Below are 26,746 nucleotides of genomic sequence, written 5' to 3'. Positions count from 1 at the left end.
CGATTTAACGGCGCTTACGCAAGGGTTGTCACCTAGTCGTGGCTGGTTTCGTTTTTTGCTCCGCCTTTGAACCAGCGAAACAGGATGGCCATGACGGCCGCCAGCCAGCAGGACCAAACTGTCTCCCGGCAGGGGCAAAAAGACGAATGCGGACTCCAGCAGCACCAGCATCAGGCAACTGATCAGCAGGGGGATGCAAGAAGGGTGATCGGCAGAGATAAAAAGCCCCTCATCTTGCGCGCACAAGGGAGAGGGGCAAACAGGCACAGAAATAAAACGGTTACTCGGCGGTGGCCATCTGCCAGGTTTTAAAGCCGCCGGAGAGATTCTTCACTTTAAAGCCGTGCTGGCTCAGCAAGCGGCAGGCTACATGGCCGCGCAAGCCCACCTGACAGCTGATAAGCAGCTCTTTTTCTTTGGGCAACTCATGGAGGCGACCACGCAACTCGTCGAGGGGGATATGCAACGCCCCCGGAATGCGGCCCAGCTTGTCGAGCTCGGGGCCGTTGCGCACATCCACCACCAGCTGATGGGGATGGCGAGCCTGCACCTCCGCCACGTGGCAGAGCAGGGTATCCCCTTTCAGGTGGTTGCTCGCCACAAAGCCCGCCATGTTGATCACATCCTTGGCCGACCCGAACGGCGGCGCATAGGTGAGCTCCAGATCCTGCAGATCAAACACGGTGAGACCAGCACGCTGGGCCACTGCCAGCACGTCGATGCGCTTGTCGATGCCATCCTTGCCGATGGCCTGGGCGCCGTAAATCTTGCCATCCGGGGCAAACAGCAGCTTGAGGCTGACCGGATGCGCACCGGGGTAGTAACCGGCATGGCTGCCCGGGTGGACATAGACCTTCTCGAACGGCAGCCCCAGCTGCACCAGTCGCTTCTCGTTCAGCCCCGTACTCGCCACCGCCAGATCGAACAGCTTGCAGATGGCGGTGCCCTGGGTCTTCTTGTAGGTTTCGCTGCGGCCCAACATGTTGTCGGCGGCGATGCGCCCCTGCCGGTTGGCCGGGCCCGCCAGCGGGATCAGCACAGACTCGCCGGTGACGAAATCGGCCTCCTCCACCGCATCCCCCACCGCGTAGATAAAAGGATCCGAGGTACGCATCCCGGCATCCACCTTGATGCCACCGCGCGGCCCCAGCGCCAGCCCCGCCTTGGCGGCGAGCAGGGTTTCCGGTTTGACGCCGATGGCGAGGATCAAAAGACCGGTATCAAGATGGGAACCGTCAGTGAGGGTCAGGCGCAGGCCACCACTGTTGGCGGTCGGCACGGCGGAGGTTTTCTCGGCAGGCAGATCCAGACTCTCGATGGCGGTGAGGCCGGTGCGCAAACGCAGGTCGATCCCCTCTTCCCGGATGCGGGCATGGAGCATATTGGCCATCTCCTTGTCCACCGGCGCCATCACCTGATCGGCCAGCTCCAGCAGGGTAACATCCAGCTTGCGCTGATGCAGTGCCTCCATCATCTCCAGGCCGATAAAACCGCCGCCTACCACGGTGACGTGGCGCGGCTGATCATGGTGCATGGCCGCCAAAATGCGATCCATGTCCGGGATGTTGCGCAGGGTATAGACATGGGGGCTGTCGATGCCGGGGAAGGGAGGACGGATCGGCGCCGCCCCCGGGCTCAGCAGCAGCACATCGTAATGCTCGCGCTGCTCTTCACCGGTTTGCAGGTTGCGCACCAGCAAGGTCTTGCCCGCCTTGTCGATCTCAATCACATCGTGGAAGACCCGCACATCGACGTTGAAACGGCGCTTGAAACTCTGGGGAGTCTGCAGCAGCAAGGCATCCCGGTCGGGGATATCGCCCCCGATGTGATAGGGCAGACCGCAGTTGGCGAAGCTGACAAACTCGCCCCGCTCGAACATCACGATCTCTGCCTCTTCACTCAAACGGCGGGCGCGGGCGGCCGCCGATGCGCCTCCCGCGACACCACCAATAATCAGGATCCGTTTCATCTGCAAGACTCCTTATACTTGATAACGGGCACCAAATTAGACCTTTCTAATTTAGAACTCAATGAAATTTTGTTTCGCACTATTTTGCAGTATTCTTGCTACCCCGACGGTTGCTTAACAGGATGTTGTTTGTTCATGTCGTCTACCGCTCTCAGTCATCTTTCTCCAGCCCTCCAGACGCCGCTCTTTTTCCGTCTGGATCTGCGCAGTCAACGGCTGGTCGCCCTGACCGACGTGATGCAAACCCCGCTCTACTGGCTCGACGAGCCGCGCGCCCCCTGGCCTGCCCAGCTCCCCGATGCTCTGCGACGGCCCATCGAACAACTGTTGGCCAACGGCCATGGTGGCAAGATCACCGTGCGTTTTGCCAATCAGCTGTGGCATATCGCCCTCGCCCACGAGCAGGATGGCTTCTGGCTCATCTGTCTGCAGGCCCTTCGCCAGGAGCCCATCGCCGATCTGGCATTGCAGTTGCCACGCCTCAGCCAGATGGCGAGCCAGCGACAGTATGCGCCCCTGCTCGAGAGCCTTAAAGAGAGTATGGGGGCCGATCGGCTCATCCTCTGGCACTATCAGGTCAACGGCGAACTGGGCTGTGAACAGCTCACCCCGGTGTTCACTCTGGGGGTCGATGCGCTCTACCCCATTCGCGGTGACAGTCGCTATATCCGCGCCCTGCGTACCCGCAAATCCTTAAGCTTCTCGGAAGCGGCCCACCAGCCCATGTTGAGCAATCACCTCTATCTGGCCAGCGCAGGTGTCAGTTCACGCCTGGACGGCGCCCTGCTGGAACAAGAGAAGCTGTTCGGCGTATTGAGTCTGGAGTATCTCGACCCCACACCGCTCAGCGACGAGATGCTGCAACTGGTGCGCAGCAGTGCCCAGCTGCTCGGCCACTGGCAGCCACAACCCGAGGAGGGCTCCACCGGGCTGACTCTGCCGGCAGAGCTGAGCCAGCAGACCGGCATCGACTACTGCAAGACCCTGCTGAGCTGGGCAATGACAGCCAGCGGCGCCCGGGTGGGCTGGATCGGCGAGTTCCAGCCCCGTGGTCAGGAGCTCTGGGTCATCCCCCGCTGCGCCATCAACGAGGCGGTCTTCTCCACCCTCAAGCCCATCCAGCTCGACCCTGGTCCCGCTCAGGAGCTGTTCCAGCATGGTCAGGCCATCTATGTGGAAGACCTGCCCGTGCGCTATCCCAAGGCGACCCGGCTGCTGGCCCTCAATGCCAGCGCCTACATCGGCATTCCGCTCCATGGTCAAAGCGGTGCTCCCATTGGCCAGATCACCCTGCTGCTCGATACCCCCCTTGAGGAGCCCGAACAGCTGCTGGATCTGTTGAGCAGCCAGCACCAGCGGGCGGCCATCGAACTCAAACGCCTCGCCACCGACGATGCCCTGCGGCTGGCCGAAGTGGCCTTCAATACCCACGATGGACTGATCGTGATGGATCACAGCGGCATCATCCTCAAGGTAAACCACTCGTTCTGCCGGATCACCGGCTTTGGCGAGGTAGAGGTGATCGGTCACTCCATTCGCAAGCTGCGCCCCACCTACTACGGGGATCGTCTCAAGGAGGATGTCAGCCGCACCGTCAACGAGCAGGCATTCTGGCTCGGGGAAGAGCGCTGTCTGCACAAGGATGGCCACCTCTTTCCGGTGCGCCTGATGGTCAGTGGCATCAAGGATGAACAGGGGGATCTCAGCCACTTCATCTGCAGCTTCTACGACATTACCCAGGAAAAAGAGGCGGCCAAGCACATCGAGCAGCTTGCCTACTATGACGAGCTTTGCGGCCTGCGTAATCGGCGCAGCCTCAACACGATTTTGCAGCAAACCCTGAGCGAACCCAGTGGTCAGTGGGGAGCCCTGCTGCTGCTGGATCTCGATAACTTCAAGTCGATCAACGACTCCCTCGGCCACGCCTGTGGCGATCAACTGCTGCAGGCTGTGGTGCTGCGCTTCCAGGATCTTCCCCAGGACAATCTGGTGCAGGCGCGTATTTCAGGGGATGAGTTTGCCCTGCTCTTTACCCAGCTTGGACAAGGGGAGGTTACCGCCAAAATTTTGGCCGAGCACTTTGCCCGCGAGCTGATGGGGCTGTTTCGCACCCCGTTCAACATCGGCGATCACAAGCTGCACTGCAGCGCCTCGGTGGGGATCAGCCTCTTTTCCAGCAACGAGACGGATCATCTGGTCCTGATGCAACGGGCCGACACCGCGGCCCACATGGCCAAGCGGGCCGGCCAGGGCCACTACGTCTTCTTTACCGAGGCGATGGCCCAGCAAGAGAAGAACCGGCTGACCCTCACCAATGAGCTGCGCGATGCCCTGCGTCATCACGAGCTGCAACTGCACTATCAACCGCAATACCGGGTCGACAATGGCTCGCTGTCGGGGATCGAGGCGCTGCTGCGCTGGCAGCGCAGCGACGGCACCATGGTGCCGCCCGGGGAGTTTATTCCCATCGCCGAAGAGACCAGCCTGATCCTCGAGATCGGCTACTGGGTGATGAAGACTGCCTGTGCCCAATACAGCTTCTGGCTCAACCGCGGCCTGCAGATCCCCCATCTGTCGGTCAACGTCAGTGCCCGCCAGTTCCACACCCAGGGCTTCGTGCAACAGGTGGAGTACATCTTGCGCGATACCGGCGTGCCCCCCTCCCGCCTGCTGCTGGAGGTGACCGAATCGGTAGTGCTGGAGAATCGGCGCGAGAGCATCGCCAGAATACGCCAGCTCAAGGAGCTGGGCATCCTCATCTCCATCGATGACTTCGGCACCGGCTACTCGTCGCTGGCTTATCTGCGGGATCTGCCCGCCGATGAAGTGAAACTCGACAGAAGCTTCATTCAGACCCTGGTACACAGCGAACAGGACCGAGCCATCGTCAAGGCGATTCTCGATCTGGCCCAGGTCTTCCGCTTTACCGTCACCGCCGAGGGGGTGGAAGAAGAGGCACAGCTGGCCATCCTCAAAGCACTGGGATGCCAGCATTATCAAGGTTTTCTCACCAGTCGGCCGCTCACCGTCAAGGCGCTCGAGCAGCTGCTTGGCAGCCGGGCGCCGGACTAAAGGTGTAGGATCAATAGGGGTTTATGTAATAAAATAACGGCCTGCTCGAACCGTTGGAGTTGTCTATGTCAGTCATAAACCGGATCCCTGCCGTTGAAATCAGTGAATCTGCCGAGAGTCACGGCACCCTTGGCCGGATCCATTCCGTTGAAACCTGCGGCACTGTCGATGGTCCGGGGATACGCTTTATCGTATTCATGCAAGGCTGCCTGATGCGCTGCAAGTACTGCCACAACCGTGATACCTGGGATACCGAGGGTGGCCGCGAGGTGACCGTACCTGAGTTGATGAGTGACATCACCAGCTATCGCCACTTCATGAACGCCTCCGGCGGTGGCGTGACAGCGTCAGGTGGTGAAGCCATGCTGCAACCGGCTTTCATTACCGAACTCTTTACCGCCTGCAAAGAGAAAGGGATCCACACCTGTCTCGACACCAACGGCTTCGTCCGTCATCTCGACGAACAGGTGGACAAGCTGCTCGAACAGACCGATCTGGTGCTGCTCGACATCAAACAGATCAATGACGAGAAACACATTCCACTGACCCACGTCAGCAACAGATACACCCTGGAGTTTGCCCGCTATCTGGCGGCCAAAGGCAAGACCATGTGGATCCGCTACGTGGTGGTACCGACCTGGAGCGATGACGACGAGAGCGCCGAAGGGCTGGGCCAGTTCATCGCCGAGCTGGGCGAGAGCGTGGAGAAGGTGGAGCTGCTCCCCTACCATGAGCTCGGCAAACACAAGTGGGATGTGCTGGGCGATCCGTACGAACTGAGCGGGATCAAGCCCCCCAGCAAGGAGACCATGGAACGGGTCAAGGGCATCCTCGGCAAGTACCACAACAACGTCAAATATTGATGGTAAAAGCAGGCTGACTCGTCAGCCTGCTCTGCTATGGGGCGGTCGGGAAGGCCGTTCGGACTCGCCACTACTGCATGCATGGACGACAAGATGAGTGAAGGACAACTCGCCGCCCTCCTGATCTGGCTGGTACTGCTGGCCTTCAGCCTGCGCCGCTCCCTGTGGCAAACCCTCCATGACACCCCCCTCTATCAACATCTGTTGCTGGGCAGTGCCATCGCGCTGGTCCCCCTCTGGACGTTGCGGGCCGGCCTGCATGAGGGACTGGAGGTACACTTTCTCGGGCTCACCTCCCTCACCCTGCTGCTGGGCTGGAGGCTGGCGCTGCTCGCCCCCTGTCTGACCCTGCTGGTGCTCGGTTACTTCGGCGTCACCAATCTGGCCGATTTTGGCTGGCAAGCGCTGGTTGGCATCGCCCTGCCGGTAGCCACCAGCTGGCTGCTGTTTCTGGCCAGCTGGGCCTGGCTGCCTCGCCACCTCTTTGTCTATATCTTCGTTGCCGCGTTTCTCGGCGGCGCCATCACCATCTCGGTCAAGGTGGCAGCCAGTGCGTTGCTGATGGGGCTGAGCGACAGCTACCCCTGGCACACCATCACGGCAGATTACCTCTCCATCTGGCCGCTGCTGCTGTTCCCCGAAGCGCTGCTCAACGGCATGGCGATGACGGTACTGGCCATCTACCGTCCTCACTGGGTCAATACCTTCTTCGATCGCACCTATCTGGGCCAGTAACCTACTTTTTCCTGATCTGCGCCCATAAAAAAGGAGAGGCCATGGCCTCTCCTTTTGGCATTCCGAATGGTGCCAAATCCTGGCTTAGTGCAGCTTCAGGGTCGGACGCAGTACCCGGTTGATGCGACCCACCAGCATGATGAGGCCGGTCTTGACGTAGCCGTGAAGGGCGATCTGGTGCATCCGGTAGAGGGAGATGTAGACCAGACGGGCGATGTAGCCCTCTACCATCATGGAGCCACGCATCAGGTTGCCCATCAGGCTGCCCACGGTGGAGAAGCGGCTGAGGGATACCAGCGAACCGTGGTCGTGGTAGAGGTAGGGCTTCATCTCGCCGCCGTTCATCTTGGCCAGAATGTTCTTGAACGCCTGGCTGGCCATCTGGTGGGCAGACTGGGCGCGCGGCGGCACAAACTTGCCATCCGGCTGCGGACAGGCGGCGCAGTCACCGATGACGAAGATGTTCTCGTCACGGGTGGACTGCAGGGTCTCTTTCACCACCAGCTGGTTGATGCGGTTGCTTTCCAGACCGGCGATATCCTTCATGAAGTCCGGCGCCTTGATACCGGCCGCCCACACCATCAGATCCGCTTCAATCAGCTCGCCATCCTTGGTGTGCAGCCCTTCGGCGGTCGCTTCGGTGATCATGGTGGCGGTACGCACATCCACACCCAGTTTGACCAGCTCCTGATGAGCGGCTCCGCTGATGCGCTCCGGCAGGGCCGGCAGAATGCGGGGGCCCGCTTCCACCAGAGTCACCTTCAGGCTATCCGTCGTGAGATTCTTGAAACCGTACGCGTAGAGCTGCTCGACTGCGTTGTAGAGCTCGGCAGAGAGTTCGACTCCGGTGGCACCGGCACCGACGATGGCAATTTTCACCTTGTCGCCCGGCTGGTATTCGGTGGCGAACTGCAGGAAGCGGTTCATCATGCTGTTGTGGAAACGGTGCGCCTGGGAGGGACTGTCGAGGAAGATGCAGTGATCCTTGATCCCCTTGGTGTTGAAGTCGTTGGAGACAGAACCGATGGCCATCACCAGGATGTCATAAGGCACGGCACGCTCGTGAACCACGATGTCACCATTGTCATCATGGATCGGCGCCAGCACGATGCGTTTGTCGTCGCGCTGGATGTCAGTCAGGGTGCCGAGCTGAAAGTCGAAACCGTGGTTTCTGGCATGGGACTGGTAGCTCAGGGCGTCGATACCCGCATCCATGGAGCCGGTGGCCACTTCGTGCAGCAGCGGTTTCCACAGGTGAGTGCGGTTACGATCCACCAGGGTGATCCTGGCCTTGTTCTTTTTGCCCAGCTTGCGGCCCAGACTGGTGGCCAGCTCCAGACCACCGGCGCCGCCGCCTACAACGACAATACTCATCATGATGATTTTCCTCGGTTCCTCAAAACGAAAGGGAGCCATTGGCTCCCTAAAACGAAATCGGTCGACGTGATGGATCAGGCTTCTTTGAAGGCCTTCATCCGCTGCAGATGATGCGAGATATTTTTGAATTTATGGGTCTCGCGCTCATCCCACACGATGTCGTAATAGTTCTTCAATTCACGTTCAGTGTCGCGATTATCGCGCACTTCATCCCGAACGGAAAGGATGCACAGGCAGTTTCCTGAATTTTTATTACGAAATTCAGTTACACACTTGGTGCCTATATCCTCATATTCCTCCGGCCGGTCGATCTTGCCCTGCATGCTCTCTTCCGGGTGGAGGTTGGGGTTGAAGATCACCTGGCGGATGCCGCACAGAAAGCCGATCCGCTCGCTCCAATAGCCACCCAGACCCACCCCGCAGATCAGCGGTTTGGGATCGGTACTCATGTCGAGCTGCTTTTTCACTTCCTTGAGCAGGTGGCTCATGTCATGACGGGGGTGAACCGTGCTGTAGTGCACGAAACGCACATCATCATCAATAAACTGCAACTGCAGCACTTTTTCGTGATTGCCTGGGCTGGTGGCATCAAAGCCATGCAGATAGATGATCATGGATAAGACCTCAGGATCTGTGTCGGTTTTATCGAAACTACCCCAGCGTCGACCCCACGCGCCACCAAAACATCCAACTTTCTTGCTTTGGATCACGTCCCCGCCCCCGATTGCGCCCTGCGACCCGCAAGGGCCATCACACGCAGGCAGAAGCGTTGCGAACGACTGGCGGATTTTCGGCTATCAAAGTGAGATCGCCAGACCGATAATGATAAACCCCTTACCAATCTGAGATGCCCCCACCTCCTTCCCCTGCCAACAGCCGGACACTTATCTGGCCGGGATGTGACTCATCCCGCAAAACAAGGCGTTAGCGCCCAACGTTTTCGCTCATGAGCGGCGTTGTGCATGTTTTGTGCACTGACCCGTGCGGCACCGGCTCCCTCTCACCACTGCCGAGGGATCTGGTACCTCTGTCAATACACGAGATCAATGACCGGGAAAGCTTCAGCTTTCACTATCTTGCCTGTAGCCGTTGCGCAGGCTTCAAGGAGTGATCTGTTCATGAACGAGACCAATCCCCCCTCCCCCCGACCGGGTTCGCGCAAGCGCCCGGTGGATGAAGTGGAGCGCATGCTCCCCATGGGCCAGCTCTTTACCCTGGGCCTGCAACATGTGCTGGTGATGTATGCCGGCGCCGTGGCGGTGCCACTGGTGATTGGCGGCAGTCTGGGACTACCCAAGGAGCAAATCTCCTACCTCATCAGTTCGGATCTCTTCTGCTGTGGCATCGTCACCCTGCTGCAATGTGTCGGGATTGGCCGCTTTGCCGGGATCCGGCTGCCGGTTATCATGTCGGTCACCTTTGCCGCCGTGATGCCGATGCTGGCCATCGGAGCCAACCCGGATCTGGGTCTGACCGGTATCTTCGGTGCCACCATCGCCGCCGGTATCATCTCGACCCTGCTAGTGCCCCTGATAGGACGCATGATGCCACTCTTCCCCACGGTAGTGACCGGGGTGGTTATCACCTCCATCGGGATCAGCATCATGCAGGTGGGGATCGACTGGATGGCGGGGGGCAAGGGCAATCCGGAATATGGCAGCCTGCGCTACATCGGCACCAGCTTTATGGTGCTCGCCTTCATTCTGGTGGTCACCCGCTTTACCAAGGGGTTTTTCAGCAACATCTCGGTGCTGCTCGGGATCCTGTTTGGCTTCGTGGTGGCCATCGGTATGGGGGAGGTGAGCCTTGATGGCCTTGGCGAAGCGGCCTGGTTTGCCCCCATTGTGCCCTTCGCCTTCGGCTGGCCCACCTTCGATCCCATCTCCATTGCCACCCTGACGGTGATCATGCTCATCACCTTTATCGAGTCGATGGGGATGTTTCTGGCCCTTGGCGACATCGTCGGCCATCCAGCCAGGTGCGGTGATATCGTACGCGGGCTGCGGGTGGATGGTATCGGTACCATTATCGGTGGGATATTCAACAGCTTCCCCCACACCTCGTTCTCCCAGAATATCGGTCTGGTGAGCGTGACCGGGGTATCGAGTCGCTGGGTCTGCGTGATGTCGGGGGGGATCCTGCTCGCCTTTGGCCTCATCCCCAAGATGTCGGTGCTGGTCGCCTCTATTCCACCCTTCGTGCTCGGCGGCGCTGGCATCGTGATGTTCGGCATGGTACTGGCCACCGGCATTCGCATCCTGGCCCGCACCGATTACAACGGCAACCGCCACAACCTCTATATCGTCGCCATCAGCCTCGGGATTGGCATGATCCCGACGGTCTCCGGGGATTTTTTCCAGCAGCTTCCGGCGCAGCTACAACCGCTTTTTCATAGCGGTATTCTGCTGGCCACCATCAGCTCGGTGCTGCTCAATCTCTTCTTCAACGGCTATCAGCCGGATCTCACTCACCAGACCCGTCCTCTGTTCGTTGGTCCGATCAAACCGCAGCAAGAGCAGGCATAACCAACAGCCCCCGGACAGCGAGACTGTCTGGGGGCCTGTTGTTCATATCACAGCTGACCCAGTCAGGCAGGCACCGCGCGCAGCGTTCATGTCCGCTTCCAGCTCGGGGCTATCGAGGCCCGGGTAGATATGGTCGTTATTCTACTGCTGTTGGTACATAGCGTCTCGTAAAGGCCTTCGGTCACCGTTCTCACAGCCGAGGGACCGAAAGCCGCAAAAGAAGGGAGATGGAACAGAGCCCGGTATAGACAAAGACCGGGCGACCACGCTTATCCCTTGGCCGGGGCAAGGCGGCTCACCAGCGTCATCACGACCACCAGTAGCAGGCCCGCCACCACTCCGGCCACGGCGTTGAGCAGGGTCGGCGTCACTGCGGCCAGTACGGCCCCCACAGTGGGCAGGGTAGCAACAACAGCGGCGGCGCCTTCAATGAGGTGATGGGCAAAGGGCCAGCCATGCACCAGAATGCCGCCGCCCACCATAAACATGGCGATGGTGCCGACCAGTGCCAACAGGTGCATCAGACGAGGCGCCGTCACCAGCAGCCCTTGTCCCACTACGCGGCGCAGGGCGCTGCCATCGGGCTTTTGCAGCAGATGCAGACCGATGTCATCGAGCTTGACGATCAACCCCACCAGCCCGTAAACCCCGATGGTCATCAGCAGGGCGATCCCCGCCACCACCGCGAGCTGCAGGGCTAGGCTTGCTCCCTGTACCGTGCCAAGGGCGATAACGATGATCTCGGCGGAGAGAATAAAATCGGTGCGGATCGCTCCCTTCACCTTCTGCTGCTCAAACGCGACCAAATCATCGGGAATGGGGGCTGTGTGCACCTCACCCTCACTCGCCTCATGGGGCAGGAACTTGTGGGCCAGCTTCTCGGCCCCCTCAAAGCAGAGGTAGGCGCCCCCCAGCATCAAGAGTGGCGTGATAAGCCAGGGCACCAGCGCACTGATGGCGATGGCGGCGGGCACCAGAATCAGCTTGTTGCGAAATGAGCCCTTGGCCACCGCCCATACCACCGGCAGCTCCCGCTCGGCGCGCACCCCGGAGACCTGCTCCGCATTGAGGGCGAGATCGTCCCCCAACACCCCGGCGGTCTTCTTCGCCGCCATCTTGGTCATCAGCGCCACGTCATCGAGCACGCTGGCGATATCATCGAGCAGAGCCAACAGACTGGTTCCGGCCATCAGGAATTCCTCATTTCGGGCAAAAGATGGCACAGTGTAACGAGAAGCCGCCGTTTCGGCAGCACCTCTGAGTCATTTGAACTTGGTTCCCTCTGAAGCACCCCAAAGCGTTCCCATGCCCCCCCTGACAACCTCTGTTCGATCTCTGGTTTGGCGACGAAGCCGATGAGGCCATCCGAGCCACAGGACAAGCCCCCCCTCTGGTGGGGAAAAAACAGCGAAACAGATACCTTGCTGGCCAGCCGCTTCGGCGAGCTGGCACAGGCTGCAGTCGAGCAGGTTGGCACACCGGCGCAAGCGACCTTAGCCGGATTTGCCGACTCTGCCCGCCGCCATCGGGTGATCATCGAGCGCGTTGGCCACTTCCCCCACCGCAACGACATACCGGGGTGCACCAGTACACCGGAAGAGGCGGCATTGTTGCAACAACCTGGCTCAGGCTTCTCAACAGCCATATAAAAAAATCCCCACCAGATGGCTGGCGGGGAGAACGGATGCAACAAAACTGTTGGTGTTACTGAATACGGTAGCGGGATATTTGCTGGTGGATGCTCTCGGTGGTGACATTAAGCTCTTCGGCTGCAGCCGAGGTCTCTTGCGCAGTGCTGCTGGTCTGCTGCACGACCTGCGCTATCTGCTCCACCTGATGAGCAATCGACTCGGCGGCAGAACTCTGCTCGCGTATTGCATTGGTAATCTCACCCACCTGTTCCATCACCCGGTGCGATGAACTCCGGATCTCGGAAATAATGGCGCCACTCTCCGTCGCCATGATGACCCCCTGGCTCACCTTCTCCTCCACCAGATGCATACGGGAGACCGTATTATTGGACTCCTGCTGAATGGCCTCAACCGTCGCAGATATCTCCTGAGTGGATTGAGCCGTCCGCTCAGCCAGTTTGCGCACTTCATCCGCGACCACCGCAAAACCACGACCGGACTCCCCGGCTCTCGCTGCTTCAATAGCCGCATTCAATGCCAGCAAGTTGGTCTGCCCCGCGACATCGCGGATCACGTTGACCACTCCGCCAATACGGGAAATGCCCTCACCCAGTGCAATCACCTCGGCCGAGGCCTGCCGGATGGAGTCGGCAATCTCGTTGATGGCATGGACGGTACGCTCGATGGTCCTGCCCCCTTCGGTCGCCAGCTGACCCGACTCGTTGGTGATACGGCTCGTCTCCTGAGTGCGGTGGGCGATATCGGTGATGCTGACCGTCATCTCTTCAACACCGGCGGCGATCAGACTGGTCGCATCATTGGCCTGACTGGCCGAACTGGCAAGGTGTTGTGCCGCTTGGGAGAGGGATTCAGCGGTGCTCTTGATCTGCAAACTGCCGACAGAAAACTCGGTGAATGTCTGTTGCAGCGTATCGAGCAGACGGTTGACTGCATTGAGGGTCAGGCCAATCTCATCCTGCTGCCTGACATCCGCTCTGAGGGTAAAGTTGAGCTCACGCTGGATCCGGGTCAGGGTATCCATAGCGGTGCGAAGCGGACTGGCCACCTGATTGAACAACCAGACAAACAGCCCCAGCGTCAGCACGGTGGCACCACCGGCGATAAACAACAGGATTTGCAGGCTGCTGTCGTAGTGTTCTTGGCCCTCCTTCTTGAGCGCCACTCCCAGATTCATATTGAAAGCGACGTGAAGCTCGATCGCCTTGGCAAATTGCTGGAACACTCTGGAGGCTTCTCCTGCCAGCATGTCTCGCGCTTCGTCGTTTTTGTTTTGGTGAGAGAGCAGCATAACCTTGTCTATCTCCTGATAATATTGCGCAATAATGCGCTGATCATCGTCAGTCAGGCGCCGATCTTCGTCATTGGAGAGCATTTCGGCTTTATATTTGTCCAACAGCGAATTGATCTGTTTACGATGCTCGGCAATGTCCGTTTCGATCTGCTGCATCTTGCTGTTGTCGGTGTTGAGGATATGGGTCTGCACCTGCGAGTGCAGCTCATAGAAATCGGCCTGAACCTCCTTGATAAGCGCAATACTGGGCACTGTATTGCCCGTCACATAGCTCAAGTCACGGTTACCTGCCCCTAGGCGATTGATACTGAACCAACTGAGAAAAATGAGCGTCAGCATCACCAACAGGGCGATCAGTTGAAGTCGACGAGCAATATTCATAACCGTACACTCCGGATGGAAACTATCTCGCAGTGTAGACGAGCCATAAACAACAACGGCCCGCATTGGCGGGCCGTTGTTGTTTATTTTTCATAGCGTTGTGATCAGGCCTTGGCTGGTTCACTCTCGCCCAGCGCGACAGTTTCGTCCAGACTGTCTTCGGTCTTGGCAACCACGCTGGCGGCGATGGCGTTGCCCAGCACGTTGGTAGCAGAGCGGCCCATGTCGAGGAAGTGGTCTATCCCCAGCAGCAGCAGGATGCCCGCTTCCGGAATATGGAACTGGTTCAGGGTGGCGGCAATCACCACCAGAGAGGCGCGCGGTACCCCGGCCATCCCTTTGGAGGTGACCATCAGCAGCAGCAGCATGGTGATCTGCTGGGCCATGGAGAGCTCGATGCCATACGCCTGGGCGATGAACATCACCGCGAAGGTGCAGTACATCATGGAGCCATCGAGGTTGAAGGAGTAACCCATCGGCAGCACGAAGCTGGCGATGCGCTTGTCACAACCGAACTTCTCCAGACGATCCAGGGTCTTCGGATAGGCCGCTTCAGAACTGGCAGTCGAGAAGGCGAGCAGGATGGGCTCGCGGATCATCGCCAGCAGCTTGATGACGCGACCACGCAGGAAGACGCTGCCCATGGCGATCAGCAGCAGCCAGAGGCAGGCCACCGCGATATAGAACTGGGCCATAAAGCTGCCGTAGGTGACCAGAATGCCCAGCCCCTCTTTGGCCACCATGGCGGCGATGGCGCCAAACACCGCGAACGGCGCAAAGTTCATCACGTAACCGGTCACTTTCAGCATGATCTCGGCAGCGCTGGCCATCAGCACCACCACCGGCTTGGCCAGATCGCCGAGCGCAGCGGCAGCCAGACCGAAGAAGAGGGAGAAGACCACGATCTGCAGGATCTCGTTGGTGGCCATCGCCTCTACCACGCTTTTGGGGATGGCGTGGGTGACAAAATCTTTCAGGGTAATGGCGCCGGCCGCAATGCCCGAGCTGGCGGTATCATTGGGCAGGGAGAGCGAAAGCCCCACACCCGGCTGCATCAGGGTCACCATCACCAGACCCAGGCTCAGGGACATCAGGGAGGCCAGCATAAACCAGCCGAGGGTCTTGGCACCGATGCGCCCCACGGTGCGGGTGTCGCCCATCTTGGCGATACCGACCACCAGGGTGGTGAAGACCAGGGGAGCGATGATCATCTTGATCAGTCGCAGGAAGATATCGGTCAGGATCGTGATGTTATTGGCGAAATCCGCAGCCTGATCGGCGGCAAACATGCGATAGCCCTGGCCGGTGAGGATGCCAAACATCATGGAGATGAGGATGGCGACCGTCAGTTTATTCATTTTCATGGGGGAGTCCCGGTTTTGATTGGTGCAAGCTGTAAACAGTGGCGTGGGAGCCACTACAGTCCGTTTTTGTGATCCGAGCCGTTGATTCCTGGCGGCTGGTATGCTGGGAGAATGCCTAAAAGCAGGGGGTAAATCCAGAGGCTTTCTCCAGAATTTTATCCTGCCATTAGGTGCATATGATATGAATCTTGCAAATCACCAATATTAATCGCTGTTTATTTTGATTTCAGCGAGATATTTCACATTCAGCGTTCGCTCATCGATTGCTTGTGACAACAGGCGAAAAGTAAGCAGCGCCGAGATGGTGTGCTGCACCTGCATCTGGGCCATAAAAAGATCCGGTTCATCCTCGTCAAAGCCGAAGATCGGCCGTGATGGGGTCACCCTGACGGCATCGCGGTTAATGGTCAGCTCATCGACCTTGAGCCAGGAGTAACCCTCTGCCAATGCCAGCTCCCCTGCCCGCTTGAGCACATATTTGCGGGCGGTCTCCCTGTCCACCAGATCGTTGCCGACAAACTCCAGCTGCCACTTGTCCGGGCCAAGCCGGGTCTGGGAAAAACCGGTCTGGCCATTCCAGAACGACTTTTCACTCTGGTAAGGGGTGGCGCAGCCTGCCAGCAGCAGGGTGAGCATCAGCAGACAACAGGGTTTAGATACGGATGCAGACACGAGGGGCCTCGCCAGGCAAATGAGCAACATAGTAGTTACTACATCATAAAGCGCGGTGGCTGCACAATCCGCTCGCGCCAGCAGCGGCCAGCGTGTATCACCACAGGCTTCACGCCTCTAGGGCAAATCGCAGGCAAAAGAAAAGGCCTTGTCGTTTGACAAGGCCTTTATCGGGGAATTTGGTCGGTGTGAGAGGATTCGAACCTCCGACCCTCTACACCCCATGCAGATGCGCTACCTGGCTGCGCTACACACCGACTTAAGTCAGCTCGGCTGACGGGGGCAGAGTTTATGGAGATGACCCTGCCCTGTCAACAAGGAAACGCCGCCAATTTCCCGGCCACGGTGCGTTCGCCTGCTTTACGAACAATCAGCGGTTAAAGGTCAGCCGCTTGCCCAGGATCTGGTCAGTCACCTGCCCGTTTTGCCAGGCGATCTGGCCATTTACCAAGGTCATCTCAACCGTACTGTGGAAGCGGTAGCCGTTGAAGGGCGACCAGCCACAGTGGTAGAGGATGTTGTCATCGTTGACCACATAGGGCTTGCCCAGATCCAGCAGCACCAGATCGGCGAAGTACCCCTCGCGGATATAACCGCGATCTTCCACCTGGAAGCGCTCGGCCACCGCGTGGGAGGTCTTCTTGACGATGGTCTCCAGGGTAAACACGCCGTTGTGGTAGAGCTCCAGCAGCGCCTGCAAAGAGTGCTGCACCAACGGTACGCCGGACGGCGCCTTGAAGTAGCTGTTCTGCTTCTCTTCCCAGGTGTGGGGGGCGTGGTCGGTGGCGATGATGTCGAGCACGTCGTTGCGCACCGCATCCAGCAGTGCCTGCTGGTCGGCGGCACTCTTCACCGCTGGGTTGCACTTGATCAGGCTGCCCTGGGTCTCGTAATCGGCTTCATTGAAGAAGAGGTGGTGAACGCACACCTCGGCGGTGATGTTCTTGTCCTTCAGCTCGCTCAGGTCGTGGCTGGCGGTAAAGAGCGACAGCTCCTTGGCCGAGGTCAGATGCAGCACATGCAGCTTGGCACCGTACTGCTTGGCCAGCGCCACCGCCATGCTGGAGGATTTGTAGCACGCCTCGTCACTGCGAATGCGGCCGTGCTCGCCCATCGGCACATGCTCGCCCCACTTGGCCCGCGCCGCCTCTTCCGCCTTGGCGATAGTCGGGGTGTCTTCGCAGTGGGTCACGATCATCACCGGGCTCTCGCGGAAGATGGCCGCCAGGGTCTCCTGATTGTCCACCAGCATGTTGCCGGTCGAAGAGCCCATAAACACCTTGACCCCGCAGGACTGCTTGGGGTCGAGGCGCTTGATCTCTTCCAGGTTGTCGTTAGTGGCGCCGAGATAGAAGCTGTAGTTGGCAACGGAGGAGTTGGCGGCGATCTGGTATTTGGCTTCGAGGGCGTCGAGGGTGGTGGTCTGGGGATTGACGTTGGGCATTTCCATAAAACTGGTGGTGCCACCGGCCACGGCGGCGCGGGATTCGCTGGCGATGGTCCCCTTGTGGGTCAATCCCGGCTCCCGGAAGTGGACCTGATCATCGATCATTCCGGGGATGAGATGGCGACCTGCGGCATCGATGACCAGCGCATCGGACGCCTCGATATCGGGTGCAATGCGGGCAATCCGTTCCCCCTCGATCAAGACGTCGGAAGCATAGATGCGGCCTTCGTTGACCAGGGTGGCATTTTTAATAAGCAGTTTGTTCATGGGGGGTTCCAGTTCCTTTGCCGATAATCGCGGGTCATAATATCGCAAACTGCCCTTTCTCTGTAGCAAGGCCTGACTGATGAAGTTATTTGTAAGAGATTTGACCGTGATCGACTCCAGCTACCTGTGCGAACGCCGCGGCATGGTGGGTGAGAGCTGGCTGGTAGATATCGAAATGAGCGGAGAGCTCAACGAGATGAGCATGCTGCTGGATTTTGGCCGGGTAAAGAAGCTGATCAAGTCGATCATCGATGAAGAGGTGGACCACAAACTGCTGGTGCCCACCGAATGCGCCCTGATCCATGTCGAACATCTGGAAGGGGACGAAAGCACCGTCGACCTGCTGCGCCAGGGGCGATCCATCCATCTACGCTGCCCGACCCAGGGCTTCGCCTTTATCCCGGCTCCGCAAGTCGATAAAGAGTCGGTGACCCGCTACCTGCTGGCGGTGCTGGCCACACGGCTGCCGGGCAATATCAAGGATCTCTCCCTGACCCTGCGTCAGGAGGCGATCACCGGCGCCTTCTACCACTACAGCCACGGCCTGAAAAAACACGATGGCAATTGCCAACGCATCGCCCACGGCCATCGCTCCCCCATCGAGATCCACGTGGATGGTGAACGCGATGGTGAGCTGGAGTTCAACTGGGCTGAACGCTGGGGCGATATCTACCTCGGCACCGAGGAGGACAAGGTGGCGCTGACCGAGCTCACCTTGAGCCCTCGCGCCAATGCCCAGCTTGGCGAGCATCACTTCGGCTTCCAGTATGTGGCGCCCCAGGGGCTGTTCCAGCTGGCCATCCCCAGCGCCGAGGTGGAGATGATCGACACCGACACCACGGTCGAGCTGCTGGCCTGCTATATCGCCCGCGAAGTGAAGAAGATGGTGGGTGACAAGTTCGTCAAGATTGTTGCCTATGAAGGGGTCGGCAAGGGGGCCATTGCCTACGCATAAGCGCTCAGCTAACCGCATTAACAACAAGGCCCCGCATCTGCGGGGCCTTGTTGTTTCAACCTTCGACCATTAGGCGCTAAGGCGAAAGCGCTTGACCAGGCTCTCCTGCTGCTCGACAAGCGCATCCAGCTGCTGACTGGTCTTGGCCACCCGCTCGATCCCCTGATAGTTGAGATCCGAGATATCAGAGATGCGATTGAGGTTGGTGGCGATATCGGCGCTGGTAGCCTGCTGCTGCTCGGCGGCAGAGGCGATCTGGCTCGACATGTCGCTGATGAGCACCACGATCCCCTGCACCTCCTCCATGGCGTTGTTGGCATGGGAGCTCTGTTCCACGCAGCTGTCCATCTCGCGGGAGCACTCCTGCATCACGGTCACCGCCTTGGCGACCCCCTGCTGCAGGTTCTCGATCATGGTCTGGATCTCGCTGGTTGACTGGGCAGTGCGCCCCGCCAGACTGCGCACTTCATCCGCCACCACGGCAAAACCGCGCCCCTGCTCGCCGGCCCGCGCCGCTTCGATGGCGGCGTTGAGGGCCAACAGGTTGGTCTGCTCGGCAATGCCGCGAATGACGTCGAGGATATTGCCGATCTGGCTACTCATGGCGCTCACATCGCCAATCACCTTGCCGGTCTGTTGCAACTTGCCTGCCAGCTGATGGGTGGTGGTGATATTGCCTGCCATCACCTTGCGCCCCATTTCGGAGGCCTTCTCCACATCCATCACCCGCTCCAGGGTCTGGTTCGCAGCCTGCGCCACCTCCCGCACCGACGCCTCCATCTGGGTCATGGCGGCGGCGACCGAGGCGGTCTCCTGACGCTGTTTCTCCAGATCCGCCCGCACCGCTTCAGTGGTATGACGGTTGCCGTGGGCGGCATCGTTAAGCTGGGCCGAGGCCTGTGAAAGCTGCGCCAGCACCTCCCCCATCTGGGCGATCAGCAGGTTGATCTGGCTGCCCAGCTGACCAAATTCGTTCTTGCTGCGAAAACCGATGCGCTGGGTCATGTCGCCCCGGGTCACCTCGGAGAGTACCTGCAGCAGCTCCCTGAGCGGACGACGAATGGCCTTGCCGAGGGTATAGGCCACCAGCATGGCGATCACAATGGCGACCGCAATGCTCGCCCCCTGAGTGAGAGTGCTCCTGCTCTGCGCAGCTTTGGCATGCTGAATGCTCTGGCTCATCAGCTGTTGGCTCTGAGCGGTGATCCGCTCAAGCCGATCCTGAATTGCCACAATAAGCGCGCTCGCCTGCTTGCTCTTCTCCCGCATCTGCTCCTGCTGCAGCCTCAGCGCCAGATACTGGGCCAGTACACCTTCATTACTGGTCGTATCGCGCACGAAACCGTGGACGTAGTGACCCATGTCGTTCTTGAAATTCTCGAGCTCCCCTTGCAGATCCTTGATGGTGCTGTTAAACCCCTCAATCTGCATCCTGTTACGCTTGAGTGCCCCTTCGATGGGGGCCGGAATGGTCTGATTGAGGGCGTCCATGGTGGAGAGTTCAATAGCGGAGAGTTTGGTGGTCAGGGTCTCGGAGAGCATCTTGATGAAGCTGTCGTCGATGGTGACCATCATGTCACCCAGACTCTTCTTGAACTGGGGCAGGCTGACCTGGAACTGCCCCTTGGCCAGATTGACCTTCTGCAGCCTGGTGAGCAGTGCTTCGTGTTCACCGGGCAGGGCGTCGGTCAGTTGCAGATAACTGCCGACCTGCTGTCCCAGTGTGCCCATTTCCCCTTGCAGTTCGGGGTGGTTGGCCACCTGCTGGCGCAAAGCATCAAGGCTCTTGCTCACCGCAGCCTTGGCCTGTTTCAGTTCGGCCACTTCGGCCGGTAGCTGTTGGGGATCCTGCTCGGTGAGCACATCACCCAACCACTTGTTGGCACTGAGCAGGGTGATCTGAGTCTGGCTGCTGGCGATCACCAGCGGCATCGACTGCTGGGTCACCTGCTCCAGCGCGTTCCCCAAGGTCTCCTGACTACGAAATGTGAACAGTGAACTGGCCACCATCACGGCCACCAGGATTGCGAAGCCAAGATAGACTCGCTGCAAGATGGAGAGATCCGACATTATTTGTTTCATTATTGTCCCGCTGTATATGCAAAAGTCCCTTGCCTGAGTACCCCGTCCTTTTGATACCCTGCAGACCCCCTGAACAGGCGCTGCAGATGACGTCCCTCTGGCTATCGGTATTTTTAACAATAACTGAAGGGAATGGGACTTCAGCTGTGTCAAATGTCGGCTTGTGTCACACTTGGCGTGCTGCTCGCCCCCCTTTCGGGAGCCGCTTGGGGTTCTAGTTCAATTTTCTTTTTCATATAAGGGAGTTACTCGTGGCGCAAGAAACCATTTTCAGCAAAATCATCCGTAAAGAGATCCCAGCCGACATCCTTTATCAAGACGATCTGGTGACCGCATTCCGGGATATCCAGCCCAAGGCCAAGACCCATATTCTGATCATCCCCAACACCCTGATCCCCACCGTCAACGATGTGGAAGCCGAACATGAACTGGCCCTGGGCCGGATGTTCACCGTGGCGCGCAAACTGGCCAGCGATGCGGGCATTGCCGAGGATGGCTACCGCCTCATCATGAACTGCAATCGCCACGGCGGGCAGGAGGTCTACCACATTCACATGCATCTGGTCGGCGGCCAGCCGCTGGGACCGCTGCTCAGCCTGTGATCCTCCCACACCTTCGATTGGCCGGCCTGATGCTGGCCAGTACCCTGCTGGGAGGCTGCGCCTCCCACTGGCAGGATATGTTCGTCTCCTACTCCGATCAGATGGTGCCCCTGCGCAACCAGCTGCTGCTGGGCCATGCCGCCGAGGCGCTGCCCGAGGTACGGGATTCCACCCTTGGGGATGATACCTTTGTGCTGGATCGGCTCGAACAGGGGCGTATCGCCTGGCTGGCGGGTCAGGATGCGGGCAGCAAGCAGGCGTTCACCGCCGCCGACAGCCGCCTTGAGTGGGAAGATAATCAGGCCGAATACCGGCTGAGCCACGGTCTGGATCAGGTGGGTAGTCTGCTCACCAACGACCAGTCGATGGCCTATCGTAGTCCCGATTACGAGCGCACCATGTTGCACCACTATCTGGCCCTCAACTACCTGCAACGGGGGGATGCCGATGGCGCCCTGGTAGAGGTACGCCGCGCCAATCAGGTGCAGGAGCAGGCGCTCAAACGGCGAGCCGATGAGGTGCGCAAGGCGAAGGATGAGAGCGAAGAGGCCGAAGCAGAAGGCGAGATGCGCCAGCTGATGTCGCGCGGCGCACCGGATCTCGACCGGTTGATCGGCAAGGTCAAGAACGGTTTTCAGAACGCCTACACCTTCTACTTTTCCGCCGTGCTCTATGAAGCGGCGGGGGATCTCAACGATGCCTGGGTCGACTATCAGCGCGGCTACCAGATAGCGCCGGACAACCGCAGCCTGCAAGATGCCTTGCTGCGACTGGCAGTACTGCGTGGCTCGCCGGACGAGATCCGCGCGACCGAGAAAAAGATAGGCCGCAAGGCGCCGCCGCTTGTAAAAGATCAAGGCCAACTGGTAGTGCTGTTTGAAGATGGTCTGATCCCGGCGCGGCGCGAACTCTTCCTGCCGCTGCCCATCGCCACCTCTGGCGGCGATTTTCGTACCTTTACCGTTGCCATCCCCTATTACGATAATCAGGCCAGCGGCACCGGCCCGCTGACCGTGGAGGTCGGCAAACGGGTCGAGCAGACCAGCGAGCTGGTCAGGCTGGAAGCGCTGGCCGCCAAAGATTTGCAGGAGCGACTGCCCGGCATGCTGACCCGTCAGGCACTTCGACTGGTGGCCAAGGAGCAGATGCGCCACACTGCCGCCAAAGAGGGGGGGGATGTTGGCAATATTCTGGTGGGGATCTTCAATACCCTCTCGGAGCGGGCCGATACCCGCAGCTGGCTGACGCTGCCGGCGCAGGCATCGAGCTGGCAGGGAATGGTGCCGGCAGGTGAGGTAAATCTCACCCTGGGCGCGGGGGCAGCGCAGCGGCAATTGCCGCTTACCATCCACAAGGGACGCACCACCCTGGTCTGGGTACAGCGCCTCGGCGCCGGTCTGACCACCCGGGTAATGCCGCTCTGATCAGATGGCGAAAAGAGATGAGCAAGACGATTAACCGGGCAGCCCCCAGTGCTGCCCGACTCACTCCAATCAAGGAGAGCAAGATGAAAGCATACGGGTTGGCCCTCGGGCTCGCGCTACTGCTCAGCGGCTGCGCCACCAATACCTCCGGCATTGCGCTCTATGGCCCGGCGGGCGGTGCCCCCACGCTGGAGTTGCATCAAAACGTCAATGTCACCCTGACCGAGCTCAGCCGCCGCCAACAAAATGGCCTGCTGCAGGTCAATGTGGCTGCAGCCAGCACCCAGCGCGGCGATAACAAGCTGCAATATATGTTCTATTGGTATGATGAGGCCGGTCAGGAGGTCGCCAGCGATGGCCGCGGCTGGACCCCCATCAAGCTGCATGGCTATCAGACCCGCACCCTCTCGGCCCTGGCTCCCAGCCCAGCGGCGCAGGGTTACCGGATTTACGTACGCGAAGTGATTGAGGAATCCTACTGATGAAAATGAATCATGCCCTGCTGATCCTGACCGGCGCTTTGCTCTTGGGCGGCTGCTCCAGCACCACCGTCAGCTATGGCGATCCCACTGAAACTGAAACCGTCACCGTCGATTACGGCTCAAGCGATCTGCAGGCCATCGCCGACAAGATGGCGGACTCCATGCTGGCCTCCCCTGCCACCAGCGAGATCACCGCCGGCGGTCGTCCGGTGATGTTTATGGACTCCATCCGCAACAAGACCTCAGAGCACATCGATACCGAAGCCATCACCGACACCATCCGCACCAAGCTGCTGCGGGCCGGCAAATTCCGCTTCGTCGACATGAGCAAGGTGGCCGCCGTCAAGCAGCAGCTCGAATACCAGCAGAGCAGCGGCATGGTGGATCCTGCCTCCATGGTGCGTCTGGGCAAGCAGACCGGGGCCCGCTACATGGTCTATGGCAACCTCGCCAGCATCGTCAAAGACAATGGCAAGGTGAAGGATGTCTATTACCAGATGACCATGAACCTGATGGATCTGCAAAACGGCGAACTGCTGTGGGCAGATCAGAAAGAGATCCGCAAACAGGCGAAGAAATCCACCTTTGGCTGGTAACAAGCTCCCGCTGGGGGGCAACTGTGATGCGCTGCTGGCCAGCCTGCCCGCCCCTTGGTGTGACGGACAGCTGGAAGCGCTCGGGTTAGGTCTGACCAACTGTAACTATCGACTGCGCCTCCCCTCGGGGCGCAGTTACTTTTTACGTCAGGGCCACCCCGATCCGGTGCGCTTGGGCATCGACCGTCCCACCGAGTGGCAGCTTTATCAGGGGGCGATGGCTGAAGGGCTGGCGCTGCCTTGCCACTATGGCGATCCCGCCAGCGGTCTGATGCTGCTGGCGTGGTACGATGAGCCAAACTGGTCGCATGCAGCGCCACCGGCTGCCGATCAGCCCCGTCTGCTGGCTGGGGTGCTGCGCAAGCTCCATCGCCTGCCGCTGCCTGCGGTGGTGATGGCGGTGCGGGCCCACGCGGCGGGCTATCGCGCCAGACTGGCCCACATCCCCTTCTGGCTGCCCGCGCTGGAGCGGAGCTTGCTCGCCAGCAGTGAGCCAAATGATTGCTGGCGCCCTTGCCACCATGATCTCAATCCGGCTAACTTGTTGGGAAGCAAACCCTGGGTCATCGACTGGGAGTATGGCGCGGCAGGTCACCCCGGCTTTGAGCTCGCCAGCATCCAGCGCACCCATGAGTGGCCCGCCGAGCGGCGCGACGCGCTGGAAGCGCACTATCTGCAGGCCCTGCCGCGCCACCAGTGGCCCGATTTTCAGAGCGAGGCATTTTTACCCTGGGTCGACTACATCGGCCTGCTCTGGGCCCTGCTGATGGCAGAGCAACAGGCCTCACCCGACTATGACACCCTGATCGCCATCAACCGGCAACGACTGGAGTAACCGATGATAAACAAGGTGCGCTGGCACAAGCCGAAAACCTGGGGTCTGCTGCTGATCGGCCTACTGCTGACCGGTTGCTCCACCCGGGTGATCTACTACTGGCTCGATACTGCCATCATCTGGCAGCTGGATGACTACTTCGCCCTCTCCGACTCCCAAAAGGACCTGCTCAGCCGCGAAGTGAAGGGGCTGATGGCCTGGCATCGCCAGCATGAGCTGCCCCGCTACGCCAATGATCTCGATGCGCTGGCCAAGGCGGTGGCCAGCCCCATGACACCGGAACAGATCTCGACCAACCTCGATGCGGTGCAGCAGAGCCTGACCCGCACGCTTGAAAACACCATCCCCCGCGCAGTCAGACTGGCGCGCACCCTGACCGACGAGCAGGTGGCCCGCTTCATGACCGATCGGGTCAAGCGGCAACAGGAGCGGCAACAGGACTTTGCCACCGAGCCCAAAGAGCAGATGCTGGCGGAGTTTCGCCACAAGATGAACAAGCGGCTGGCGTACTGGATTGGCGAGGTGAAACCGGCACAAGCGCCACTGGTGGCTCAGTGGGCCGAGTGGCAATACGAGCTGATGCCCCCCTGGCTCGAGTTTCAGGCATCCTGGACCCAGGAGCTGGACAGGTTGATGAAGCAGCGCCAGAGTCCCGACTTTACCCGCGAGCTGACCAACCTGCTGGCCGAGGGGGATGGCCTGATGGATGGCCGCTTTACCGGCTATACCGAGCAGTCACGCCAGCGTACCGTCAACTGGCTGAGCGCCATGAGCCAGTCGCTGGATATCTCCCAGCGAGCCCATCTCTACTCCCTGCTCAAGGGCTACGCCCGCGACTTCAAGCAGATGAGCGGCAGCTAACGACCGGCCCCTCTGTGGCGCCACACGCCCGGTGTGTCGTGGCCTGTGACCCTGTTCACACCGCGCGCGTGTGGTAGCGTGCCTGCCTTATTTATCGGGAATTAACTTTTTGCGCCTTATCGACAAAGCCAAACGGGTGCTGGTAACCCTGGTTATCGCCCTCAGCCTGCTTTGTTCCATCACCCAAATGGAAGGCCCGCTGCTACCCGCATCTCCCCAGAGTGAGCAGCAGCAGAGTCAGGTGTTCAATCAGGTTAGCGACTGTGATGATGGCATCATCAAATTTGTCGGCAGCCATCAGAATCACCTGCTGCGTCTTGAACCATCCCTACGCAGTGACAACCAGCCAACAGCTTGGTCTACGAGCTGATCCAGAGCTGGTCGGCCCAGGCCATCCTGCTGTTGCTGCTCGGCTGGCTGATACTGGCCCCCGAGCGCTATCACAGACAGCGTTTTCGCGATCGCTTCGGCGCCATCTGCAGCGCCAACATCTGCAATATCGCTTCACCCAGAGTTATCTGAGTGCCTGACCCCTGAGGGGCTGGCACACCCACTGTTTGCTCATCTCCTCTTCCTGACGGATCCGGCGGCTGCCTGATCCGCATCTGATGCATCCCATTTTTTGCGCCTTGCCGAGCCTTGTTGCTATCGGCCCGGGCACCATTCTCCTGACAGCGGCTTGTTTGCCATGAGAAAGAGCAATCGCACCGTTCTCAACCGCATGAGCAAGTGGCAGTACGCGCTGCTGCTGTTGATACTGTTGACATTTACCTTTTACTCCCTGCCCACCTTTTTCGGTGAGCGGCCCTGCGCGGCGCCAGCGTCACGCGCAGCGCACAGGGCGCCGTGCTGACCCTGCCGGGGATCGCAGATCGGGTGCTAACAGTGGGCATGGCGGTGGATACCCATGAGCTGATCTTCGAGCGGATCAAGGATCGTCTGCGAGAAGGGGGCTCACTGGCCAACGCCATCGACTTTGGCTATCGCTCGGCCTTCCACACCATTTTCGATGCCAACATCACCACCCTCATCTGCGCCGTGGTGCTCTACTCCATCGGCTCCGGGTCGCTGCAGGGCTTCTCCATCACCCTCATTCTGGGTCTGCTCTCCAGCATGACATCGGGATCTGGGGGACGCGCGCCATCATCAACCCCCTGTGGGGACACAGCAGCGAGTGCACGCTGAAGATGTAACGGGACAGCAGTCCCTCTGATGAACGGCTTTGGCTACGCCATCGGCCATGGATATGGCCGGGGCGGCCACTTTTCCCTGGCTTGTCGCGGCACGTCGTGAT

The 26,746-nt window shown here is 59.6% G+C and carries 20 protein-coding genes, 1 tRNA gene and 3 pseudogenes; 14 read left to right on the top strand and 10 right to left on the bottom strand.

Features of this window, described 5'->3' with window-relative positions; genetic code table 11:
• Positions 1 to 280: 280 nt before the first annotated feature.
• Positions 281 to 1,969 carry an FAD-dependent oxidoreductase gene (locus tag BN1125_RS12720; RefSeq protein WP_042012667.1) on the bottom strand — a complete coding sequence of 563 codons (1,689 nt, stop codon included), beginning with the start codon at positions 1,967 to 1,969 and terminating at the stop codon, positions 281 to 283.
• 135 nt (positions 1,970 to 2,104) lie between these two features.
• Between BN1125_RS12720 and BN1125_RS12715 the strand changes: the two genes are divergently transcribed.
• The 3 genes from BN1125_RS12715 to BN1125_RS12705 all read left to right on the top strand — a co-directional run bounded on the left by BN1125_RS12715 (position 2,105) and on the right by BN1125_RS12705 (position 6,639).
• A complete protein-coding gene (locus BN1125_RS12715; RefSeq protein WP_042012666.1) occupies positions 2,105 to 5,041 on the top strand; it encodes a sensor domain-containing phosphodiesterase in 2,937 nt (978 codons plus the stop codon).
• 65 nt (positions 5,042 to 5,106) lie between these two features.
• Complete coding sequence (pflA, locus tag BN1125_RS12710) at positions 5,107 to 5,904, top strand: pyruvate formate lyase 1-activating protein (protein WP_084202308.1); 798 nt, start codon at positions 5,107 to 5,109, stop codon at positions 5,902 to 5,904.
• A 93-nt stretch (positions 5,905 to 5,997) separates the two neighbouring features.
• Positions 5,998 to 6,639 (top strand): energy-coupling factor ABC transporter permease, encoded by a 642-nt coding sequence (locus BN1125_RS12705; RefSeq protein WP_042012672.1) that lies wholly within the window; start codon positions 5,998 to 6,000, stop codon positions 6,637 to 6,639.
• An 84-nt stretch (positions 6,640 to 6,723) separates the two neighbouring features.
• Here the strand turns inward: BN1125_RS12705 and BN1125_RS12700 are convergent, their stop codons facing one another.
• Together BN1125_RS12700 and ycfP are read right to left on the bottom strand one after the other, a co-directional pair.
• Entirely contained in the window at positions 6,724 to 8,016 is a 1,293-nt protein-coding gene (locus tag BN1125_RS12700) for an NAD(P)/FAD-dependent oxidoreductase (protein WP_042012665.1), read from the bottom strand.
• A gap of 74 nt (positions 8,017 to 8,090) precedes the next feature.
• Entirely contained in the window at positions 8,091 to 8,630 is a 540-nt protein-coding gene (gene ycfP, locus BN1125_RS12695) for an alpha/beta hydrolase YcfP (protein ID WP_042012664.1), read from the bottom strand.
• 504 nt (positions 8,631 to 9,134) lie between these two features.
• Between ycfP and BN1125_RS12690 the strand changes: the two genes are divergently transcribed.
• Positions 9,135 to 10,541, top strand: a complete 1,407-nt coding sequence (locus BN1125_RS12690) for a nucleobase:cation symporter-2 family protein (RefSeq protein ID WP_042012663.1) — start codon at positions 9,135 to 9,137, stop codon at positions 10,539 to 10,541.
• Positions 10,542 to 10,810: 269 nt separating this feature from the next.
• On the opposite strand, the gene BN1125_RS12685 is transcribed toward BN1125_RS12690, so the two are convergent.
• The gene (locus BN1125_RS12685) at positions 10,811 to 11,731 is read right to left on the bottom strand and encodes a DUF808 domain-containing protein (protein ID WP_042012662.1); all 921 of its coding nucleotides are present in this window, start codon (positions 11,729 to 11,731) and stop codon (positions 10,811 to 10,813) included.
• A gap of 134 nt (positions 11,732 to 11,865) precedes the next feature.
• Between BN1125_RS12685 and BN1125_RS12680 the strand changes: the two are divergent.
• Positions 11,866 to 12,190: pseudogene (locus tag BN1125_RS12680) on the top strand (DUF924 family protein).
• A 55-nt stretch (positions 12,191 to 12,245) separates the two neighbouring features.
• On the opposite strand, the gene BN1125_RS12675 reads toward BN1125_RS12680, so the two are convergent.
• The 5 genes from BN1125_RS12675 to BN1125_RS12655 all read right to left on the bottom strand — a co-directional run bounded on the left by BN1125_RS12675 (position 12,246) and on the right by BN1125_RS12655 (position 17,615).
• On the bottom strand, positions 12,246 to 13,865 hold the full coding sequence (locus BN1125_RS12675; protein ID WP_042012660.1) for a methyl-accepting chemotaxis protein: 1,620 nt from the start codon (positions 13,863 to 13,865) through the stop codon (positions 12,246 to 12,248).
• Between the two features lie 104 nt (positions 13,866 to 13,969).
• Positions 13,970 to 15,229 (bottom strand): dicarboxylate/amino acid:cation symporter, encoded by a 1,260-nt coding sequence (locus BN1125_RS12670; protein ID WP_042012658.1) that lies wholly within the window; start codon positions 15,227 to 15,229, stop codon positions 13,970 to 13,972.
• A 204-nt stretch (positions 15,230 to 15,433) separates the two neighbouring features.
• Positions 15,434 to 15,865: a CC0125/CC1285 family lipoprotein gene (locus BN1125_RS12665; RefSeq protein ID WP_042012657.1), complete on the bottom strand. Its 432-nt coding sequence runs from the start codon at positions 15,863 to 15,865 to the stop codon at positions 15,434 to 15,436.
• Positions 15,866 to 16,081: 216 nt separating this feature from the next.
• Positions 16,082 to 16,158: transfer RNA gene (locus tag BN1125_RS12660), tRNA-Pro, on the bottom strand.
• Between the two features lie 113 nt (positions 16,159 to 16,271).
• On the bottom strand, positions 16,272 to 17,615 hold the full coding sequence (locus BN1125_RS12655; RefSeq protein WP_042012656.1) for a dihydroorotase: 1,344 nt from the start codon (positions 17,613 to 17,615) through the stop codon (positions 16,272 to 16,274).
• Positions 17,616 to 17,694: 79 nt separating this feature from the next.
• On the opposite strand from BN1125_RS12655, the gene BN1125_RS12650 reads away from it, so the two are divergent.
• Positions 17,695 to 18,570 (top strand): 6-pyruvoyl trahydropterin synthase family protein, encoded by an 876-nt coding sequence (locus tag BN1125_RS12650; RefSeq protein ID WP_042012655.1) that lies wholly within the window; start codon positions 17,695 to 17,697, stop codon positions 18,568 to 18,570.
• 69 nt (positions 18,571 to 18,639) lie between these two features.
• Here the strand turns inward: BN1125_RS12650 and BN1125_RS12645 are convergent, their stop codons facing one another.
• The gene (locus BN1125_RS12645) at positions 18,640 to 20,652 is read right to left on the bottom strand and encodes a methyl-accepting chemotaxis protein (protein WP_042012654.1); all 2,013 of its coding nucleotides are present in this window, start codon (positions 20,650 to 20,652) and stop codon (positions 18,640 to 18,642) included.
• Positions 20,653 to 20,903: 251 nt separating this feature from the next.
• Between BN1125_RS12645 and hinT the strand changes: the two genes are divergently transcribed.
• The 8 genes and pseudogenes from hinT to secD form a co-directional block, all read left to right on the top strand.
• The gene (gene hinT, locus BN1125_RS12640; protein ID WP_042012652.1) at positions 20,904 to 21,254 is read left to right on the top strand and encodes a purine nucleoside phosphoramidase; all 351 of its coding nucleotides are present in this window, start codon (positions 20,904 to 20,906) and stop codon (positions 21,252 to 21,254) included.
• Positions 21,255 to 21,283: 29 nt separating this feature from the next.
• The gene (locus BN1125_RS12635; protein ID WP_042012670.1) at positions 21,284 to 22,678 is read left to right on the top strand and encodes a COG3014 family protein; all 1,395 of its coding nucleotides are present in this window, start codon (positions 21,284 to 21,286) and stop codon (positions 22,676 to 22,678) included.
• 83 nt (positions 22,679 to 22,761) lie between these two features.
• Positions 22,762 to 23,160, top strand: coding sequence for a YcfL family putative periplasmic lipoprotein (locus BN1125_RS12630; RefSeq protein WP_042012651.1), 399 nt, complete (start codon positions 22,762 to 22,764; stop codon positions 23,158 to 23,160).
• The gene (lpoB, locus tag BN1125_RS12625; RefSeq protein ID WP_005302153.1) at positions 23,160 to 23,756 is read left to right on the top strand and encodes a penicillin-binding protein activator LpoB; all 597 of its coding nucleotides are present in this window, start codon (positions 23,160 to 23,162) and stop codon (positions 23,754 to 23,756) included. The genes BN1125_RS12630 and lpoB overlap by 1 nt, the downstream gene beginning before the upstream one ends.
• Positions 23,746 to 24,591, top strand: coding sequence for a phosphotransferase (locus BN1125_RS12620; RefSeq protein ID WP_042012649.1), 846 nt, complete (start codon positions 23,746 to 23,748; stop codon positions 24,589 to 24,591). The genes lpoB and BN1125_RS12620 overlap by 11 nt, the downstream gene beginning before the upstream one ends.
• 3 nt (positions 24,592 to 24,594) lie before the next feature.
• Positions 24,595 to 25,452 carry a DUF6279 family lipoprotein gene (locus BN1125_RS12615; RefSeq protein WP_042012647.1) on the top strand — a complete coding sequence of 286 codons (858 nt, stop codon included), beginning with the start codon at positions 24,595 to 24,597 and terminating at the stop codon, positions 25,450 to 25,452.
• A 109-nt stretch (positions 25,453 to 25,561) separates the two neighbouring features.
• Positions 25,562 to 25,982: pseudogene (locus tag BN1125_RS12610) on the top strand (hypothetical protein).
• Between the two features lie 310 nt (positions 25,983 to 26,292).
• Positions 26,293 to 26,645 (top strand): annotated as a pseudogene (secD, locus tag BN1125_RS19885) (protein translocase subunit SecD); the annotation flags it as partial.
• Positions 26,646 to 26,746: the final 101 nt, after the last annotated feature.

The organism is Aeromonas fluvialis (genome assembly GCF_000819885.1).
GTDB classification, from domain to species: domain Bacteria; phylum Pseudomonadota; class Gammaproteobacteria; order Enterobacterales; family Aeromonadaceae; genus Aeromonas; species Aeromonas fluvialis.
This window is presented reverse-complemented; position numbering and strand designations above follow the sequence as displayed.